This is a genomic window from Marinobacter goseongensis, from assembly GCF_023156235.1.
Classification (GTDB): Bacteria; Pseudomonadota; Gammaproteobacteria; order Pseudomonadales; family Oleiphilaceae; genus Marinobacter; species Marinobacter goseongensis.
The window spans coordinates 22,795-40,939 of sequence record NZ_JAKZAI010000016.1; the positions used below are offsets into that span (position 1 = coordinate 22,795).

The following is an 18,145-nucleotide window of genomic DNA, read 5'->3' on the forward strand; positions in this document are numbered from 1 at the left end:
GGAATTCGTCCACGACCTTATTACGAATCAGGCAGAAACGACCATGAGTAACCACAACGTAGACCAGAACGAAATTGCCAAGTTTGAAGCGCTGGCCAGCCGCTGGTGGGACCCGACCAGCGAATTTCGCCCCCTGCACGACATCAACCCGTTGCGCCTGAACTACATTGACGAGCGAGCGCCCCTGGCCGGCAAGCGGGTGCTGGACGTGGGTTGCGGAGGCGGCCTGCTGTCCGAGGGCATGGCCCGCCGTGGCGCGCAGGTTACCGGCATCGACATGGGCGAGGCCCCGCTGTCCGTGGCCCGGCTGCACGGTCTGGAGAGTGGTGTCAAAGTGGACTACCGCCAGATTACGGTGGAAGAGCTGGCGCAGGACCCGGAGCAGGCCGGCCAGTATGATGTGGTTACCTGCCTGGAGATGCTTGAGCACGTGCCGGATCCGGCTTCGGTCATTCGGGCCTGTGCCTCCATGCTGAAACCGGGCGGCCACCTGTTTGTGTCCACCATCAACCGCAACCCGAAATCTTTCCTGTTTGCCATCGTGGGTGCGGAATATGTGCTGCGCCTGCTGCCCAAGGGCACGCACGAATGGAAGAAATTCATTCGCCCGTCGGAAATGTCCGACCACCTGCGCCACGCCGGGCTGGATATCCGGGAACTCACCGGCATGACCTACAACCCGGTGACCAAGGTGTACCGTCTCGGCCGGGACGTGGACGTGAATTACATGATGCACGCTGTGGACGACCGCGAAGGTAACGGCGGCGAATGAGCGCCTCCGTACCCACCGGCCCGGCTCATGCCTCATCGGGCGCGCCCTCCACCGTGCTGTTCGATCTGGACGGCACGCTGATCGATACCGCACCGGATTTCATTCGCTGCCTCAATCAATTGCGCATCCAGCATGGCCTGACGCCGCTGCCGGCGGCCACCATTCGTCGCTCAGTCTCGAATGGCGCACGTGCAATGGTCCGGGTCGGTTTTGGTCTGGAGCCGGAGCACCCGGACTACCTGGACAAGCACACGGCCTTTCTCGATCTCTATGAGGAAGGCGTTGCCATCGAGACCCGGCTGTTTGACGGTATGGACGCCATTCTCAGTGATCTGGAATCGCGGGGCATTCCCTGGGGCATCGTCACCAACAAGCCGGTGCGTTTTGCCGAGCCGCTGGTGGCGGCACTGGGTCTTGCCGAGCGCTGCGCCGTGGTGATCTGCCCAGACCATGTAACCCACCGCAAACCCCACCCGGAAGCGCTCCACCTGGCCTGCGAACGCATCGGTGCGGCCCCCGATACGGGCATCTACGTAGGCGACCACGAACGTGACATTGAAGCGGGCCGGAACGCCGGCATGAAAACCATCGCCGTGCGCTATGGCTACAGCGAAGAGCCACACACCGTTGATCTGTGGCAAGCAGACCTGATAGCCGACACCGTCCACGACCTGGCAAAGCTGTTACAATAGCGTCCTACCAGAACGTTGGATTCGTCGGTTTTTCCGAACGGTTTCCCCTACAAGGAGACAGGTTATGCAAGATTACCAGGCACCGGCTGATTTATTGAAAGATCGCATTATTATGGTGACAGGCGCGGGCAGCGGCATCGGGCGCGCAGCAGCCAGGTCCTTTGCGGCCCACGGCGCCACAGTGATCCTGCTGGGCCGGACCGTATCCAAGCTGGAATCCCTGTACGATGAAATTGAGGCAGCCGGCCACCCCAAGCCCGCCATCGTTCCGATGAATCTCGAGGGCGCCGCGGTCAAAGAATACGAAGAGCTCGCCATGACCATCGAGGACAACTTCGGGCAGCTGGATGGCCTGCTGCATAACGCCGCAATTCTCGGCAGCCGCAGCCCGGTCGAGCTGTACGATCCCGAAACCTGGAACAAGGTAATGCACGTCAACGCCACCGCACCGTTCCTGCTGACCCGGGCGATGATTCCGCTGCTGCGCAAATCCGCTGACGCCTCGGTGATTTTTACCTCCTCCGGGGTGGGCCGCAAAGCCAAGCCCTACTGGGGCGCCTACGCGGTGTCGAAGTTCGCGCTGGAAGGCCTCAGCCAGCTGCTGGCCGAAGAGCTGGACGACGAGCGTCACAATGTTCGGGTCAACAGCCTGAACCCCGGTGCTACCCGCACCAATATGCGTGCCCATGCCTACCCGGCCGAGAACCCTCAACAGAACCCGGCACCGGAAGATCTGATGCCCAGCTACCTGTACCTGATGGGCAAAGACAGCGCGGATGTGACCGGCCAACAACTGGACGCCCAGCCGAAATAATGGAACTGCTGTTTTACACCACCTCACAGTGCCACCTGTGTGAACTGGCAGAAGCCCTGCTCGTAAACACTCCTATGCCCGCGCCCGTTCCGGTGGATGTGGTGGACATTGCCCAATCGGAAGCACTGGTGGAACGCTACGGCACCCGCATCCCGGTGTTGCGCCGCAACGATACCGGAGCCGAGCTGGACTGGCCGTTTGACCGGGATCAGTTACTCACCTTCTTGCAATGAGGACACCCTGACATGTTGATGGTTATATCCCCGGCGAAAACCCTGGATTACGAAAGCTCGCTGGCCACCGAGCAGCACAGCCAGCCCGATTTTCTGGACGACGCCTGTGAACTGGTGGATCAGCTCAAGACCCTCGAGCCCCATCAGGTCAGCAATCTGATGAGCATCAGCGACAAACTCGGGCAGCTCAACGCCGAGCGTTTCCAGCAGTGGAAAACGCCGTTCACCCCGGACAACGCGCGCCAGGCCATTCTGGCCTTCAAGGGTGATGTGTACACCGGTCTCGACGCAGAGCGTTTCAGTGACAAGGAGTTCGAGTTTGCCCAGAAGCACTTGCGCATGCTGTCCGGCCTGTACGGAGTACTCAAGCCTCTCGACCTGATGCAGCCCTACCGGCTGGAAATGGGCACCCGCTTCGAGAACACCCGCGGCAAAGACCTGTATGCCTTCTGGGGCGATCGCATTACCCGGGAACTGAATCGCCTGCTGGAAGCGGACGACGGTGTGCTGGTGAATCTGGCGTCCAATGAGTATTTCAAGAGCGTGCGCAAGAAAGAACTCAATGGCCGCCTGGTCACACCCCAGTTCAAAGACTGGAAGAACGGCCAGTACAAGATGATCAGTTTCTACGCCAAAAAAGCCCGAGGCCTGATGTGCCGTTACGCCATTGAAAACGGCATCACCCAGGCAGACGACCTCAAGGGATTCAATCTCGAAGGCTACTATTTCAGCCCGGAGCAATCCGACCAGAACAACTGGCTCTTCCTGCGGGACGAGCAGTAACACCGATCACGTTGTGGAGTCCTGAATGAACGAAGCTGTATTTTCCCAGATTGCCATGCTGGTGCTTCTGACCGGCCTGATTGTCTGGATGGGCATTATCGTCTGGGATCTGGCCAAGAAATCCCAGGCCGGTCGGTTCGGCACCCTTGCCCTGTTCACCGTGCTGGGCGCTGGCGTGGTTGGATTTATCGTCAAAACTGTGATGGTGGAGATCCTGCAGATCTGACGTGACGCTGCCGCCACCACTTTACGGCCACGGACCCGTGGCCGTATCATCCTCTCCCCGATTTCTGAAACTCTGACAAGGACCGACCCTGATGTGGTTTCGTAATGCCCGTGTGTTCCGTTTTACCAAGCCCTTCGATATTTCCGCTGAAGCCCTGGAAGAAAAACTGCAAGGCGACGCATTCAAACCCTGCGGTCCCCAGGAAACCACCCGGCAAGGCTGGGTACCGCCGCTTGGCAAACACAGCGACATGCTGGTGCACAGCACCAACGGATACCACCTGATCGCCCTGCGCAAGGAAGACAAGATCCTGCCAGGCTCTGTGGTCAAAGAGATCGTGGAAGAGCGCGCCGAAGCCATCGAGATCGAGCAGAGCCGCAAGGTACGGCGCAAAGAGAAGGATGAAATCAAAGAACAGGTCATGCTGGAAATGCTGCCCCAGGCTTTTTCCAAAAACCGTCGCAGCTTTGCTTATCTGGCGCCCCAGGATGGACTGCTGGTGGTAGACGCGGGTTCCTCGAAACAGGCCGAAGATCTGGCCTCGTTCCTGCGTAAAAGCCTCGGCTCGCTGCCGGTTCGCCCCCCTGCGGTAGAGCAGGCCCCCGCGTTTACCTTTACCGGCTGGCTCAATGAAAGCATTGATCTGCCGGGCACCATCGAGCTGGGCACCGAGTGTGAACTGAAAGACCCGTCAGAGGACGGTGGCGTGGTGCGCTGCAAAGGGCTGGACCTGAAAGCCGACGAGATTCGTAACCATCTGGACGCCGGGATGCAGGTCACCAAGCTGTCCCTCACTTGGGAAGACAACCTGTCCTTTGTGCTGGATGAGGAACTGGGCATCAAACGCCTGAAGTTCGGCGATACCCTGCAGGAAAAGCTGGACGACGTGGACGCCGACGACGCGGCCGCCCGTTTCGATGCTGCGTTCGCGCTGATGACCCTGGAACTGGCGCGTCTGATTCCCGGCCTGCTCGAGGCCCTGGGCGGAGAAGACCGCTCGGCGATCATCGAAGAGAGCTGAGCACGGCCCAATGCCGTGACGGCTCCGCGTTACCCTGGTCAGTGGGACTGCCGGCGAAGGCGCTCCCGCTGCCAGTCTTTTTCAGGCTCGTTAAGCACCAGCCGCAGATCCATCACTTCCTCTTCCGCGTTGTACTGGACCTCGAACCCCAGGTGATCTGCGAGATGCAGCATGGGCCGGTTGTCCGGTAGTACATTGCCCACCATTTCCACGGTGCCACGGGCGCGGCAGTAATCAATCATCTTCTGCATCAACGCCACTCCCAGGCCCTCACCTTTCATCTTGTCATGCACCATCACGGCAAATTCGCACTGCAGGTTATCGGCGTCCGTCCAGACCCGTACCGTGCCCAGGGTTTCCTCGCCCTCGCCGTCTTCCCGCGGGGCGTTGGCAATGAACACCATCTCCCGGTCATAATCGATTTGCACCATCTGCGCCACGTCCTCGCGGGAGAAGTGTTTGCGGTATTGAAAAAAGCGGTAGCGGATGGACTCCGGCGATTGCAGTTCGTGGAACGCCCGATGGGCGGGCTCGTCTTCGGCCAGTACCGGGCGCAACACCACCCGGCGACCGGATTTGGGCAGCACGATCCACTCTTCCAGTTCCTTCGGATACGGCTGTATGATCGGCCGGCCGGGCTTGTCCGCAAGATCGATTGCCACATTGACCGCCACAGCGCCACTCTCGTTGAACAACAGCGGCGATATTTCCAGCCCGCGTATCTCGGGAATGTCGATTACGATCTGGGATAACGTGACCAGGGTTTCCGAGACGGCGCGAATATCTTCATCGGGCCTCAGGCTGTTTTCTTCCAGCAGTTTGTACATGTAAGTCCGGCGCAGCAACTCCCGCGCCAGCACCATGTTCAGCGGCGGCAGGGCAATCTGCCGGTCTGTCATCACATTGATCTGCGCGCCCGCAGCGCCACAGACGACGAGGGGGCCGAACACCGGATCACGGGTGATACCCACACTGAACTCGATACCCCCGACATGTTGATAAGCTCGCTGAACGGCGAACCCCAGGAACCCGCTGCCCGGGAAATGGTATTGATACTCTTCCATCAGAACCCGGCAGCAATCGATGATGGCCGCCTCACTGTTGAGCTTCTGCATGGTGCCCTTGAACCGCCGCTGACCGGTGCTCAGCTCCTGGAACGGGTAACACGCCTGTTGGTGAATCACCGTGATGTCCACCGGGCGCCGCTCCACGGCAAACGCCTCGAGCACCTCTTCCACGTCATCGCAATAGATGGTCTCGATGGTGTTGATGCCGTAATCACGGATCACGTCCCTGGCCTCGCGGCTGGACAGGTGCATGCGCCCGGCCCGCATGGCCGCCATTACCACCCGGCGTGTCTGTGTGCGGTCTTCGAAATGATCGGTAAAGGACTCCGGCGTCTCAGTCAGCAGGCGCTGAACCCGCTGGTGACGAACGTGCTGCATGAACGCCATGACCGCCTTCTCCGGATTGAAGAATGACGGCAGGCCGGCACGGTAGAACTCTTCACGGGCGTCCATCACCGTGCTCTGCCCCAGCCAGCAGGTGAACACATTCAACCGCGTACCTTTGGCTGCCTGTACCACCGCATCGGCAATCTGCAGGCTGTCTTCGGTCAGGCTGGGCGCGTACATCACCAGCACGTTGGCCACTTCCGGATCACGCGCCAGAACCTTGATCGCCTCCGCGTAAAGCGCCGGTGAAGCATCGTAGTTCAGGTCGATGGGGTTCTTGCGGGTCCAGTACGGCGGCAGGTGTTCCGCCAGTGCCTCGATGGTCTGGTCCGACAGCGGTGCCAGCTCACCCCCCAAGTCTGCCAGCCTATCCACCGCCAGCACCCCGGGACCGACGCCATTGGCCATGATCGCCAGGGTTTCGCGGCGCAGCGGGCGCATGCGAGTGAGGGTTTCCAGGGCGTCGAACATCTGCCCGAGGCCGTCGACCCGCAACACACCGGCGCGCTGCAGCATCGCATCGTAGATGGGATCGCTGCGCTTCAGGCCTGCCGGCAACTGATGGGGAAACCATTCCGATTCCGGAACACGGCCGCTTTTCACAGCGATCACCGGCTTGGTGCGGGAGGCAACCCGAACGGCCGACATGAACCGGCGCGGGTTGGGAATGTTCTCGATGTGCAGCAGAATGGCGCGGGTCTGGCTGTCCTGGGCCAGGTAATCGATCAGATCGTCGTGATCAATGTCCATGCCATCGCCCAGGGTCAGGAAGTAGGAGAACCCCACCCCCCGGGCGAAGGCCCAGTCAATCACCGAGCTGGCAATGGTGCCGGACTGCCCCACGAACGCGACCTTGCCCGGAATCGCCCCCATATGGGCATAGGTGGCGTTGAGACTCCGGGCGGGCACCATCAGGCCGATGGTGTTGGGCCCGAGTACCCGGATACCGGTTTCCCGGGCCGCGTCCCGCACCGAATACATCAGCGGCTGGCCAGTCTTGCTGTGGGTCCGGGACATGCCGCCGGTCATCACAATCGCCGTGCGCACCCCGGCCTCACCCAGCCGACGCACCATCTTTGGCACCGTATCCGGCGGCGTACAAATAATGGCCAGATCCGGGCTGAACTCCATTTTCGACACTTTGCGCACGCAAGGTACACCGTGCACGTTGTCGTAATCGTTCTGGTTCACCACCAGCAACTGGCCCGGATAACCGCCTCCCAGCAGGTTACGCAGCACCATGCCGCCGAGGTTGTCTGCGCGCTCCGACGCACCGGTCACCACGATAGATGAAGGATTGAAAAGACTTTCCAGATACCGGGTGCTCAAACGCACGCTCCTTGCTGATTCCAGTCGTTGACGAGGCTACCCTTATCTTAGGCGCTTGGCCTCTGATGTAAAATGCCGAGCACCGGCCTAAGACCAAAGAAACACGGCAACAACGTACTATCCCTGATAACATTGATGAAAATACAAGCAGAACCCAAGCACGCAAAACGAACGTTGTCAGGATTCGTATGACCACAGCCTTTTTCTCTCATGATGACTGTCTGAAACACACCATGGGTCCGGAACACCCCGAGTCACCGGAGCGCATTGCAGCCATCATCAGTCACCTTGCCGACACCGGCGTTGGGGATGTGCTGGATTGGGTTCGCCCGGACGAAATCACCCGGGATCAGCTGCTGACCGTTCACCCCGAGAAATACCTGCACCAGCTTGAGCTGATTCAACCGACCCGCGGCCGCGTGTTCACCGACCCGGACACCGCCATGATGCCCGACACCCTGCGCGCGGCCCGCCTGGCCGCCGGCGGCAATATTGAGGCGGTCGACATGGTACTGAGCAGCCAGGTGACCAATGCGTTTGTGTGCGCCCGCCCGCCGGGACACCACGCCGAGCGCAGCAAATCCATGGGATTCTGCTTTTACAACAACATTGCCCTGGCGGCGATGCGGGCCCTTACCTTCCATCATCTGGAGCGGGTCGCGATCATCGATTTCGACGTGCACCAGGGTAACGGTACCGCCGATATTGTCGGGGGCGACGAGCGCATTCTCATGTGCTCCAGTTTCCAACACCCCTTCTACCCCCACTCCCATGTGCATCGCCAGCCGGAGAACATCGTCAACATCCCGATTGAATCCGACTGCTCGGCACTGGCCTATCGCAAGGCGGTGGAAGCGGGCTGGCTGAAAAAACTGCAGGATTTCCGGCCGCAACTGGTGCTGATCTCGGCCGGCTTTGACGGCCACCGGCTGGACCCGATGGCGGAGCTGAATCTGGAAGTGGACGACTATCGCTGGCTGACGGAAATGATTGTCAGCGTGGCCAGCGACCACGCCAATGACCGCATCATTTCAACCCTGGAAGGCGGTTACCATTTGCGTGCACTGGCGGAAAGTGTCAATGCGCATCTGGAAGTGCTGAGCGCGGTGCACTAGCCGGCAAAGCCGGACTCATAACCGTTGGCCTGCTGCAGTTCCGGGCGCTCGCCCTCGCGCTGCAGACGAATGGTTGTGCGTCGGTTGTCCGCCGCGCGGTTAGACACCGGGTACTGATCCGCATGGGCCCGAACCGTGATCAGATCCTGCGGCACCCCCTGCTCAATCAGGTAATCCGCCACCGCGTTAGCGCGCTTTTCTGACAACGCCCGGTTGTCAATGCGGCTGCCGGAACCGTCGGTATGACCATCCACGAAAATACGCTCAATGGTGGAATCCGCCCGCACGTAGGTCACGATGTTGTCCAGCAGGGTCCGGTCACCGTCCGACAGGCTGGTGCTGCCTGCCCGGAACGGAACCCTGGAACGCTTGATCTGGTCGTAATTCACCGGCAACAGACCCGCGGTGCACTGACGATAACGGCCGAACTCGCTGGCAAAATTGATGTTCGACACCCTGACCCGTACCGGACGGCTGTCATACCAGGATTGCCGGGTCACCGTGGGCATCATGCCGTCCAGCAACCCCTGAGCGATGACCATAGCCTGTCGGGCGCCCAGCGCCACCGGGCGGCGGCCCTCACCCACATCAATGGTGCCCACCTTGCGCGGTGCCGCTCCGGGCCGCCAGGGCGGCGCCTCGACCGCCAAACTGCCACGGCCCGGCCGCATCAATGCGGTATCAGACTCGAGAATGAACGATAACTGCTCACCGGCCTTGTGGCGAAAAATGGCGCGACCGTAGCCCGGCACCTCATGCACCAGAGCGCATTCGAAGACCGATTCGGAGACATACCACTGGCTGTTTTCGATGCCGGCACCAAAGCTGGAAGACTGCGCCAAACCACTGGCACCCGCCATCAGTGCGCCGGTCAGCGCAGCCGCGCGGGGAAACAAGGCTGATTGTTTGGCCATAACATCAATCCGTCAGTATCTGGGTCACTGACCGTTTAACGGCAGCGGGAAACCTTTCTTTAGGTATTCGGAAGAAACAAACACCCAGCGCATCTGGTATAATTCCGCCAAATTTTTGGCCGGCGCATGCCCGGCCCCGGACTGCGCGGAAAAACACCGAATGACTGACACCCTGACCATCACCCGCCCTGACGACTGGCACCTGCACGTTCGCGACGGCGCCGTGCTCAACGACGTGGTGCCCGCCACCGCCCGGTGTTTTGGCCGTGCCATCATCATGCCGAATCTGGTGCCGCCGGTGACCACCGCGGACGCTGCACTGGCTTACCGGCAGCGGATCGTGACGGCCGCCGGCAACCTGCCGTTCGAGCCACTGATGACCCTGTACCTGACCGAGTCCACCACCGCAGAGGACATTCGCGAGGCCAAAGCTGCCGGGGTTGTTGCTGCCAAGCTGTACCCAGCGGGCGCCACCACCAACTCCGCCTCAGGCGTGACCGACATCCGCAATATTTACCCGGTACTCGAGGCCATGGCCGACTGCGGCCTGTTGCTGCTGGTGCATGGGGAAGTGACCGATGCACACATTGATATCTTCGATCGCGAGAGAGTCTTTCTTGAGCGGGTGCTGGCGCCCACGCTGGAGGCCTTCCCAGCATTGAAAGTCGTGCTGGAGCACATCACCACCGCAGATTCCGTCGAGTTCGTGCGCAGCCACACCGGCGACAACCTGGCCGCGACCCTGACACCCCAGCACCTGATGTATAATCGCAACCACATGCTGGTAGGCGGCATCCGCCCTCACCTGTACTGCCTGCCGATCCTGAAGCGCAACCTTCATCAGCGCGCCCTGCAGGATGCAGTGATCAGCGGCGACAAACGGTTTTTCCTGGGTACCGATTCCGCCCCCCACGCCCGTGACAAAAAAGAGGCTGCCTGCGGCTGCGCCGGGTGCTACTCGGCCTTCGGTGCCATCAGCCATTACGCCGACATTTTCGAGGAACTGGGAGTGCTGGACAAACTGGAGGCCTTCGCCAGTTTCCACGGCGCGGACTTTTACGGCCTGCCCCGCCACTCTGACACCATTACCCTGACCAGAGAGCCATGGACCATGCCGGCGGAACTGCCGCTTTCCGACGGTTCGATTGTCCCGCTGCGCGCGGGCGAAACCATCAACTGGAAACTGGCATCCGCCTGAATCAGACAATCCGAATCACGGCCTGACACCTAGGAGTTTGAGTGACTGACGAAAACAGAGAACTGCATCCCATGGCCCGCCGATTCCGCGGCTTTCTGCCGGTGGTTGTGGATGTGGAAACCGGCGGGTTCAACCCGGAAACGGATGCCCTGCTGGAAGTGGCCGCCGTGCTGCTGACCATGGACGACGACGGCTGGCTGGTGCGTGGCGAAACCCACCTGCAACAGATCGATCCTTTTGAAGGCGCCAACCTGGAGCAGTCTGCACTCGACTTCACCGGCATCGACCCCTGGAGTGCCGAGCGTGAGGCGGTGCCCGAGCGGGAAGGCCTGAGCGAGATCTTCAGCCCGATCCGCAAGGCGGTCAAAGCCCACGACTGCAAACGAGCGGTACTGGTGGGCCACAATGCCACCTTCGATCACAATTTCGTGTTCGCAGCGGCCCTGCGTTCGGACATCAAACGCAATCCGTTTCACCCGTTCTCGACCTTCGACACCGCCACTCTGGCCGGTCTCGCATACGGCCACACGGTACTGGCACAGGCCTGCAAACTGGCCGGCATTCCGTTCAGCAACAAGGAAGCTCATTCCGCTGCCTACGACGCCGAAAAAACCGCCGACCTGTTCTGCGGCATCGTGAACCGCTGGAAAGAGCTCGGAGGGTTTCCGCCGCCCCTGATCTGCGAACCGGACGACGCCTGAACCAAAAAAAACGCCTCCCGAGGGAGGCGTTTTTTACAGGCGTGAGCCAGACCGTTACCAGTAAATGCCCCGCATGATGGCCGCGAAGGCCACCTGCTCGGAAGACACCTTCGGCTTCTCGCCCGACTTGCTGCCCGCAGCAGACGGGGAATCCGGGAACATCCGGTAACCGGTGTTCATCACGATCTCACCCATCTTCGGCGCCACGGCATGCAGCACCTGGGCGAAGATACCCAGCCGCGTCGCAACGCGCTTGGGACGGTACACAATGGCGTCTGCCACCATGTCTGCCGCTTCCTCCGGCGTCAGCGTGGGTACTGAATCGTAGATCTTGGTGGGCGCGATCATCGGTGTTTTCACCAACGGCATATTGATGGTGGTGAAAGTCACGTTGCGATCCGACCACTCAGCCGCGGCACAGCGGCTGAACGCATCCAGCGCAGACTTGGACGCCACATACGCCGAGAAGCGCGGTGCGTTGGTCAGTACGCCGATGGAGGAAATGTTCACCACGTGGCCACGACGGCGCTCCAGCATGGCCGGAGCAAAGCCCATGATCAGGCGCACAGAGCCGAAGTAGTTCAGCTGCATGGTGCGCTCGAAATCGTGGAACCGGTCAAACGACAACGCCAGCGAACGGCGGATGGAGCGACCGGCGTTGTTCACCAGCACATCCACATGACCGTGGTTGTCGAGCACGGTTTTCACGAAGCGGTCGCAGTCTTCCATATCGGCGAAGTCACACTGGTAGGCGTGAATGTTGCCACCACGCGCCTCCAGATCGGCGGCCACTTCGTCGAGGGTTTCCTTGGTGCGGGCGCCGATCACCAGAATGGCACCGGCCTCGGCCAGCTTGTGAGCGGTGGCCAGGCCGATACCCGAGGTGGCACCGGTCACGACACACACCTTGCCTTCGACGGTACCGCGAAGGGTACGGTCCTTGAACAGATCGGGATCCAGGTTACGCTCCCAGAAATCCCAGATCACCGCCGAGTAATCCGGCAGGCGAGGCACGCCGATGCCGGTGCCTTTCAGCACACGCTCGGTTTCCCGGGCATCAAATCGTGTGGGGTAATTGATGAACGACAGCACCGACGGAGGAATGCCCATATCGTCCAGTACCGCAGCGGTGAGTCGCTTCACCGGTGGCAGGTTTTTCAGACTCTGGCGAATGAACGGTGGCACAAACCCGAACATGCGGGAATCAATGCGCATACCCATCTTGGGGGCGTGGCCGGCTTCGCTGAAAATATTGAGGATCTCACCCACTTTGTAAGGATCGGAATCCACCAGATGGAAGCAGTTGCCGTCCTCGCCTTCGAGGTGCGCAATGTGATCCATGGCATTCACCACGAAATCCACCGGCACCACGTTCAGGCGGCCGCCTTCGATACCGATGGTGGGCACCCACTGGGGCAGCATGCTGCGGATCTTCTGGATCATCTTGAAGAAGTAGTAAGGGCCGTCAACCTTGTCCATCTCACCGGTTTCAGAGTGGCCAATCACCATGCCGGGGCGGTAGATACGGAACGGTACCTTGCAGCTCTCACGCACCACCTTTTCGGATTCGTGCTTGGTCAGCAGGTACGGATGATCCAGCTTTTCCGCTTCCTCGAACATGTCTTCGCGGAACGTGCCCTTGAACATGCCCGCGGCCGCAATCGAAGACACATGATGGAAACAGCCGGCCTGCATGGCCTTTGCCGCATTGACCGCACTGCGCGTGCCCTCAATGTTGGTCGCCTGCTGGGCGGCTTCATCGGCGCCCATGTCATACACGGCAGCAAGGTGGAAGAAATGATCAATGTTGCCTTTCAGCGCATCGAGGTTCTTGGCGTCGATACCCAGATTGGGGCTGGTCAGATCGCCGATAACCGCCTTGACCTGCTGCTCGGTTGCGCCCCAACGTTCGCGGAGAACATCCAGTTTGCCGAGAGATTGTTCACGAACCAGTACATGAACGGTACCGCCACGCGCCAGAAGTTTCTCTACGAGAAAACGGCCGATAAATCCGGTGCCACCCGTCAGAAAGTAATTCATTGATTGTCCACCCTGCTTGTTGCTCAATTGTTGTCTGTCCCTAACGCCCGACCGAGCCCCTGCGACTAAAGTCGTAGACTCATTCGGTAACGCCGGCATTGTACTTAATTGCAACCTTCATGTATCGAACTTTTTTAGAGCTTTTACTCTGTAAGCCTTTGTTTTAATTAGAGCCTTTACTCTAGGATTGCCCCGGAAGCACGCACTGAAAAGCCCGAACCCCTCGACTCTGTCGACACACTGATTTTGAGCCTAGCACAAGGTTCAGCACCTGCCCGGAAAAACACTTCATTACCAGAAAGAAATGAAACCACCCCATAGCAATGACATAATCCGCCCATACATCTGACACATCACTACCCTCTCATTCCGGACAGTCTTATATGAAACAAAACGACGCCAACGCTGAACGCTACATCGCCATCGCCCGCGCCTGCCTGAAAGCCATCAACGATACCGCGGCGGATTCCGGTTCCCGGGAAGACAAGATTCAGGCGGTCTATCAGGCCATTGATGATGCGTTCCAGGCTGAGTTTGCGGATTACCGCCAATCAGTGGCGGTGATGGGCACCGTGCTGGAGAAGATTGCCAGCGGACAGCTGGATGCTGATACGGCGGCCTCCCTTGCTCGTAAAACTCTGGACCAGCAACCGAAAAGCACCCGCAACGCCATGATCCACTGAGCGATTCACCGAAACCCGGAGCACGCGACACCATGCAATCAGGCACCGTCCGTTTGAGCGCCCAGCCCCGCTGGCTGGTTCAGTCATTGGCCCTGGCTTTCCTGCTGATTTTCGGCAGCCTGGCCCTGGCCGCTACCGACCCGGTAAAAAGCCCCAATGACAACAATCGCTATCGCTATCTGGAACTGGATAACCAATTGCAGGTGCTGTTGATCTCCTCCCCCGGCTCGGACAGGGCAGCCGCGTCCATGAACGTTGCCGTAGGCAGTGGCGACGACCCCAGGGATCGTGAGGGGCTGTCCCACTTTCTGGAGCACATGCTGTTTCTGGGCACTGAGAAATATCCGGAGGCAGGTGAATACCAGCAGTTCATCAAAAGCCACGGCGGCAGCCACAACGCGTTTACGGCGTTCCAGGACACCAATTACTTCTTCGATATCCGCGCCGGCTATCTGGACGATGCCCTCGACCGTTTCGCCCAGCAATTCTCCGCGCCCCTGCTCACCCCTGACCTGGTCGACCGCGAGCGGCAGGCGGTGCATTCCGAATTCACCTCCAAACAGAAAGAAGATGGCCGGCGCATCTATTCCGTGGAAAAAGCTATCAGCAACCCTGACCACGCCTTCAATCAGTTCGCCGTGGGCAACCTGAGCACCCTCGAAAACACCGAGCAACGGCCGTTGCGGCCGGACCTGATCGAATTCTGGAAAACCCATTACTCCTCCAATCTGATGAGCCTGGCGGTTTACGGCCCGCAGTCTCTGGACGAACTGGAGGCCATGGTGCGAGGGCGATTCGACGCCATCGAGAATCGCAACCTGGAAGCGAAAGTGCATTCCGAACCGCTGCTGCAGCCAGACACACTGCCGGCCCGGGTCACCGTGGATGCCCTCAAGGACATTCGCGGCCTGACGCTGACCTTCCCGATCCCGTCCCAGCGCGCCAATTACCGCACCAAACCTGGCAGCTACGTCGCCAATCTGCTGGGTCACGAGGGCCCGGGCAGTCTGTTCGACGTACTGAAACGGGAAGGCCTGGTAGAAAGCCTGTCTGCCGGCACCGGCATGGACACCGGTACGGAAGCCAGTCTGGAGCTGTCCATGTCACTCACGCCGGAAGGACTGGAGCGCCAGCAGGACATACTCTCGCTGGTGTTCGACTACATCGGGCAGGTCCGTGAACAGGGCATCTCCGAAGATCGCTTCAACGAGATGAAGAACCTGGCACAGATCGATTTCCGCTTCCGTGAGCGCAGCCAACCCATCCATGAGGTGATGCGCCTGTCCAGCCAGCTGCGCCATTATCAGCCGGCCGATGTGCTACAGGCACCGTGGATGATGGAGCGCTACGCGCCGGCCCAGTACCGGAATATTCTGGCGCGGCTGACCCCCGAGAACGTACTGGTCACCGTGGTGGACCCGGAACCCGACATCGAAACACCGAGCCTGACCGAGTGGTATCAGGCCGCCTGGGAACTGCAGCCGTTGAAACTATCGGCGCTTGAGACTACAGACACCAGCCGCCTGGCCGGGCAGCTCGCGCTTCCGGAAGCCAACCCCTTTGTTCCGGAAAACCTGGATATGGTCGGTGGCCCGACCATGACCAAACCGGTGCTTTTGGGCAATCAGGGCGGGTTGTCTGTCTGGTACGCCCGGGATACCCAGTTCGCTACGCCCAAAGCCAACGTGTACGTGAGCATCCGCACGCCACTGGCGCAGGCGTCTGCCCGGGGCAAGGTGCTGACCGAGCTGTTGGTGGATTCGGTCAACACCAACCTGAATGCCTGGGCCTACCCGGCCCAGCTGGCCGGTCTGGATTACAGCGTGTACTCCCACTTGCGGGGCATCACCCTTCGAGTGGGCGGGTACAGCGATAAGCTGCATGTGTTGCTGACGCGCATCCTCGCGCAAGTGGCCGACCCACACCTGACCCAGCAACGCTTTGACATCGCCCGCAAGCGGACGATCGACAACCTTCGGAACAAGACCAAGGAACGCCCGGTTCAACAAACCTCCGAGAGAATGCAGACGCTTCTGATCGTGGGCGCCTGGAGCACAGAGGATCGTCTGGCGGCTGCCGAGGAAGTCACACTGGAGGAACTGGAACGGTTTGCCGAGGAGCTGTTCACCCGGACCGACCCGGTGATGCTGGCCCACGGCAATCTGAGCCAGGCCTCAGCGCTGAACCTGGCGCAGCAGGTGCGCGCCATGGTGCTGCAGGATGCGGAGATCACGGAAGTGGCTCGCAGCCAGGTGAAAGAGCTACCGCAAGGCGAGACCACCGAAAGCATCCCGGTGAACCACCCGGATACCGGCTATACCCTGTACCTGCAAGGCACTGACACCGGGTTCGATGAACGGGCCAGGTACCGTCTGCTGGGTCAGGTGATCAGTAGCCCCTTCTACGAGGAACTGAGGACGAACCGCCAGCTCGGCTACATCGTGTACGCCACGCCCTTTGAAATGCTGGAGATGCCGGCCCTGGGCCTGGTGGTGCAATCACCGGAAGCGTCTGCGGATGACATTGACCAGGCGGTCAGTGAGTTTTCCGACGCGTTCGAGGAGCGCCTGAGCAGCCTCAGCGACAGCGACCTGGAGCGGGAAAAGCAGGCTGTCATCAGCAAGCTTGAGGAGCAGGACCGCCAGCTGAGTGAAGTCTCCGAGCGGTTCTGGCGGGAAATCGACCGCGGTGCCACCGGTTTCGATTCACGGGATCGGCTGGTGGCTGCCGTCAAGGCGGTGGACCGGGAGCAACTGCTGGAGGTTTATCGCCGCGCCGTACTGGAGCGGAATCGCGCGTTACGGGTGACTACGGATTCGCCAGGCGAAGAAACCGCTGCCAGTCCTCAGGCTCGTCAACGTCCCAGCGAGGCGCCAGCAGGCTGACGGACAAGCCACAGCCGGCAAGGCGATCACGGGTCTGGTCCAGAACGCTCTCCGTTCCCCAGGCCACGTGATCGAGCATGCCGGGCACAACCCTGCGCACCCCGATCAGCACATAGCCGCCGTCATTGGATGGCCCCAGCACCACGTCGCTGGCGTCCAGCGCGGCCACGGCCTCACGCACGTACTCCGGATCCACTGATGGGCAATCACTGCCCACCACGACGGCTTTGCAGTGGCTTTCCAGTGCCAGGCCCAGCGCCGCCTCCATCCGCTGCCCCAGATTCTCACCCTCCTGAATGCCGATGGTGATGCTTGCCGCGTCCAGCGCTGCCAGCACCTGGCTGGCAGCTTCCGGCGCCGGTTCCAGCGCGCGATCCCACCAGAACTGCACCGGCAGGCCGCTGGCGATGAGGTTATCCAGCACTTTCAGGCTCAGGCGGATGTGCGCGTTGAGGGCACCCCGGGCGCCCAGCTCCGACATCAGACGGGTTTTGACCCGGCCTTCCTCTGGCCATTTCGAGAACTGCATAACCAGCGCTGAGGCTTCAGGATTTGTGGGCATTTCGCACATCCGATCGGTAAACGGTCACAAGAGATTCCGGCGATTCACCGCGCCAATAGCGCCAGCGCAACCGCCACATGAGCAGGATGGTACGCCAGGCGCCGTGTTGTTCCCAGCGCCGGCTGTCAGTGACCACTGGGTCGCGGATGCAGAATGGGCGCGACACCCGCCGCAACCTCGAAGACAACTCCACATCCTCCATCAATGGCAGGGGTTCAAAACCCCGCAGGGCTTCAAACACCGGGCGCCGGACAAACAGCGCCTGATCACCCGTGGCGATACCGCTGAACCGGGAGCGTTGATTCATGAACCAGGCAATCACCCGGAATAAGGGGCGCCTGCCACTGAGGCGCACATCGAACCGGCCCCAGGCGTTGCGGCTATCACTGAACCGCGCCAGTGCGTCCAGCGCCGATGCCGGCAGGCGGGTGTCGGCGTGCAGGAACAACAGGATATCTCCGGTGGCGACCCGCGCTCCGGCATTCATCTGCAGCGCCCGCCCGCGCTCTGACGCCACCACCCGATCACACAATCCGTCCGCCAGCTGTGGGGTGCCATCGGTGCTGCCGCCATCCACCACAATCACCTGGTGGCCCGACGCCCGCAACGGCGCCAGTGTTTGCAGGGTTGCCACAATGGTGGCCGCCTCCTGCCACACCGGTATGATCACACTCAATGCCAACAAATCATTCTCCGCTGCTGTCTTTGGTTGCGCTTTGTCTT

General features: G+C 60.6%; 17 protein-coding genes. 12 read left to right on the forward strand and 5 right to left on the reverse strand.

Going from position 1 to position 18,145, the window contains the following annotated elements:
- The first annotated feature begins 43 nt into the window (after positions 1-43).
- The 7 genes from ubiG to rdgC all read left to right on the forward strand — a co-directional run bounded on the left by ubiG (position 44) and on the right by rdgC (position 4,541).
- Positions 44-772, forward strand: coding sequence for a bifunctional 2-polyprenyl-6-hydroxyphenol methylase/3-demethylubiquinol 3-O-methyltransferase UbiG (gene ubiG / locus MLC70_RS14350; RefSeq protein ID WP_248184921.1), 729 nt, complete (start codon positions 44-46; stop codon positions 770-772).
- Positions 769-1,464, forward strand: coding sequence for a phosphoglycolate phosphatase (gene gph / locus MLC70_RS14355; RefSeq protein ID WP_248184923.1), 696 nt, complete (start codon positions 769-771; stop codon positions 1,462-1,464). Before ubiG ends, gph begins: the two co-directional genes overlap by 4 nt.
- 64 nt (positions 1,465-1,528) lie before the next feature.
- The gene (locus tag MLC70_RS14360) at positions 1,529-2,278 is read left to right on the forward strand and encodes a YciK family oxidoreductase (protein ID WP_248184924.1); all 750 of its coding nucleotides are present in this window, start codon (positions 1,529-1,531) and stop codon (positions 2,276-2,278) included.
- Positions 2,278-2,511 carry a glutaredoxin family protein gene (locus tag MLC70_RS14365; RefSeq protein WP_248184927.1) on the forward strand — a complete coding sequence of 78 codons (234 nt, stop codon included), beginning with the start codon at positions 2,278-2,280 and terminating at the stop codon, positions 2,509-2,511. Before MLC70_RS14360 ends, MLC70_RS14365 begins: the two co-directional genes overlap by 1 nt.
- A 12-nt stretch (positions 2,512-2,523) precedes the next feature.
- Positions 2,524-3,294 carry a peroxide stress protein YaaA gene (gene yaaA / locus MLC70_RS14370; protein WP_248184929.1) on the forward strand — a complete coding sequence of 257 codons (771 nt, stop codon included), beginning with the start codon at positions 2,524-2,526 and terminating at the stop codon, positions 3,292-3,294.
- Between the two features lie 25 nt (positions 3,295-3,319).
- A complete protein-coding gene (locus MLC70_RS14375) occupies positions 3,320-3,520 on the forward strand; it encodes a DUF2788 domain-containing protein (RefSeq protein WP_248184930.1) in 201 nt (66 codons plus the stop codon).
- A gap of 91 nt (positions 3,521-3,611) precedes the next feature.
- Complete coding sequence (gene rdgC, locus MLC70_RS14380; RefSeq protein ID WP_248184932.1) at positions 3,612-4,541, forward strand: recombination-associated protein RdgC; 930 nt, start codon at positions 3,612-3,614, stop codon at positions 4,539-4,541.
- Between the two features lie 38 nt (positions 4,542-4,579).
- Here rdgC and MLC70_RS14385 read toward each other — a convergent pair whose 3' ends face one another.
- On the reverse strand, positions 4,580-7,324 hold the full coding sequence (locus tag MLC70_RS14385; RefSeq protein WP_248184934.1) for a bifunctional acetate--CoA ligase family protein/GNAT family N-acetyltransferase: 2,745 nt from the start codon (positions 7,322-7,324) through the stop codon (positions 4,580-4,582).
- Positions 7,325-7,512: 188 nt separating this feature from the next.
- Between MLC70_RS14385 and MLC70_RS14390 the strand changes: the two genes are divergently transcribed.
- The gene (locus MLC70_RS14390; RefSeq protein WP_248184935.1) at positions 7,513-8,439 is read left to right on the forward strand and encodes a histone deacetylase family protein; all 927 of its coding nucleotides are present in this window, start codon (positions 7,513-7,515) and stop codon (positions 8,437-8,439) included.
- On the opposite strand, the gene MLC70_RS14395 is transcribed toward MLC70_RS14390, so the two are convergent.
- Positions 8,436-9,299, reverse strand: coding sequence for a flagellar protein MotY (locus tag MLC70_RS14395; RefSeq protein WP_248184989.1), 864 nt, complete (start codon positions 9,297-9,299; stop codon positions 8,436-8,438). The genes MLC70_RS14390 and MLC70_RS14395 overlap by 4 nt on opposite strands.
- A 214-nt stretch (positions 9,300-9,513) precedes the next feature.
- On the opposite strand from MLC70_RS14395, the gene pyrC reads away from it, so the two are divergent.
- Both pyrC and rnt read left to right on the forward strand, forming a co-directional pair.
- On the forward strand, positions 9,514-10,551 hold the full coding sequence (gene pyrC, locus MLC70_RS14400; protein WP_248184936.1) for a dihydroorotase: 1,038 nt from the start codon (positions 9,514-9,516) through the stop codon (positions 10,549-10,551).
- Positions 10,552-10,592: 41 nt separating this feature from the next.
- The gene (gene rnt, locus MLC70_RS14405) at positions 10,593-11,252 is read left to right on the forward strand and encodes a ribonuclease T (RefSeq protein ID WP_248184937.1); all 660 of its coding nucleotides are present in this window, start codon (positions 10,593-10,595) and stop codon (positions 11,250-11,252) included.
- Positions 11,253-11,306: 54 nt separating this feature from the next.
- On the opposite strand, the gene MLC70_RS14410 is transcribed toward rnt, so the two are convergent.
- Complete coding sequence (locus tag MLC70_RS14410; protein WP_248184939.1) at positions 11,307-13,292, reverse strand: SDR family oxidoreductase; 1,986 nt, start codon at positions 13,290-13,292, stop codon at positions 11,307-11,309.
- 383 nt (positions 13,293-13,675) lie between these two features.
- Between MLC70_RS14410 and MLC70_RS14415 the strand changes: the two genes are divergently transcribed.
- Together MLC70_RS14415 and MLC70_RS14420 are read left to right on the forward strand one after the other, a co-directional pair.
- Positions 13,676-13,975: a hypothetical protein gene (locus MLC70_RS14415; RefSeq protein WP_248184941.1), complete on the forward strand. Its 300-nt coding sequence runs from the start codon at positions 13,676-13,678 to the stop codon at positions 13,973-13,975.
- Positions 13,976-14,007: 32 nt separating this feature from the next.
- Positions 14,008-16,860 carry an insulinase family protein gene (locus MLC70_RS14420; RefSeq protein WP_248184943.1) on the forward strand — a complete coding sequence of 951 codons (2,853 nt, stop codon included), beginning with the start codon at positions 14,008-14,010 and terminating at the stop codon, positions 16,858-16,860.
- Here MLC70_RS14420 and MLC70_RS14425 read toward each other — a convergent pair.
- Positions 16,784-17,422 (reverse strand): TIGR04282 family arsenosugar biosynthesis glycosyltransferase, encoded by a 639-nt coding sequence (locus MLC70_RS14425; protein ID WP_248184946.1) that lies wholly within the window; start codon positions 17,420-17,422, stop codon positions 16,784-16,786. The two genes, MLC70_RS14420 and MLC70_RS14425, sit on opposite strands and share 77 nt — an antisense overlap.
- Complete coding sequence (locus tag MLC70_RS14430; RefSeq protein ID WP_248184948.1) at positions 17,406-18,107, reverse strand: TIGR04283 family arsenosugar biosynthesis glycosyltransferase; 702 nt, start codon at positions 18,105-18,107, stop codon at positions 17,406-17,408. Before MLC70_RS14430 ends, MLC70_RS14425 begins: the two co-directional genes overlap by 17 nt.
- Between the last annotated feature and the right edge of the window lie 38 nt (positions 18,108-18,145).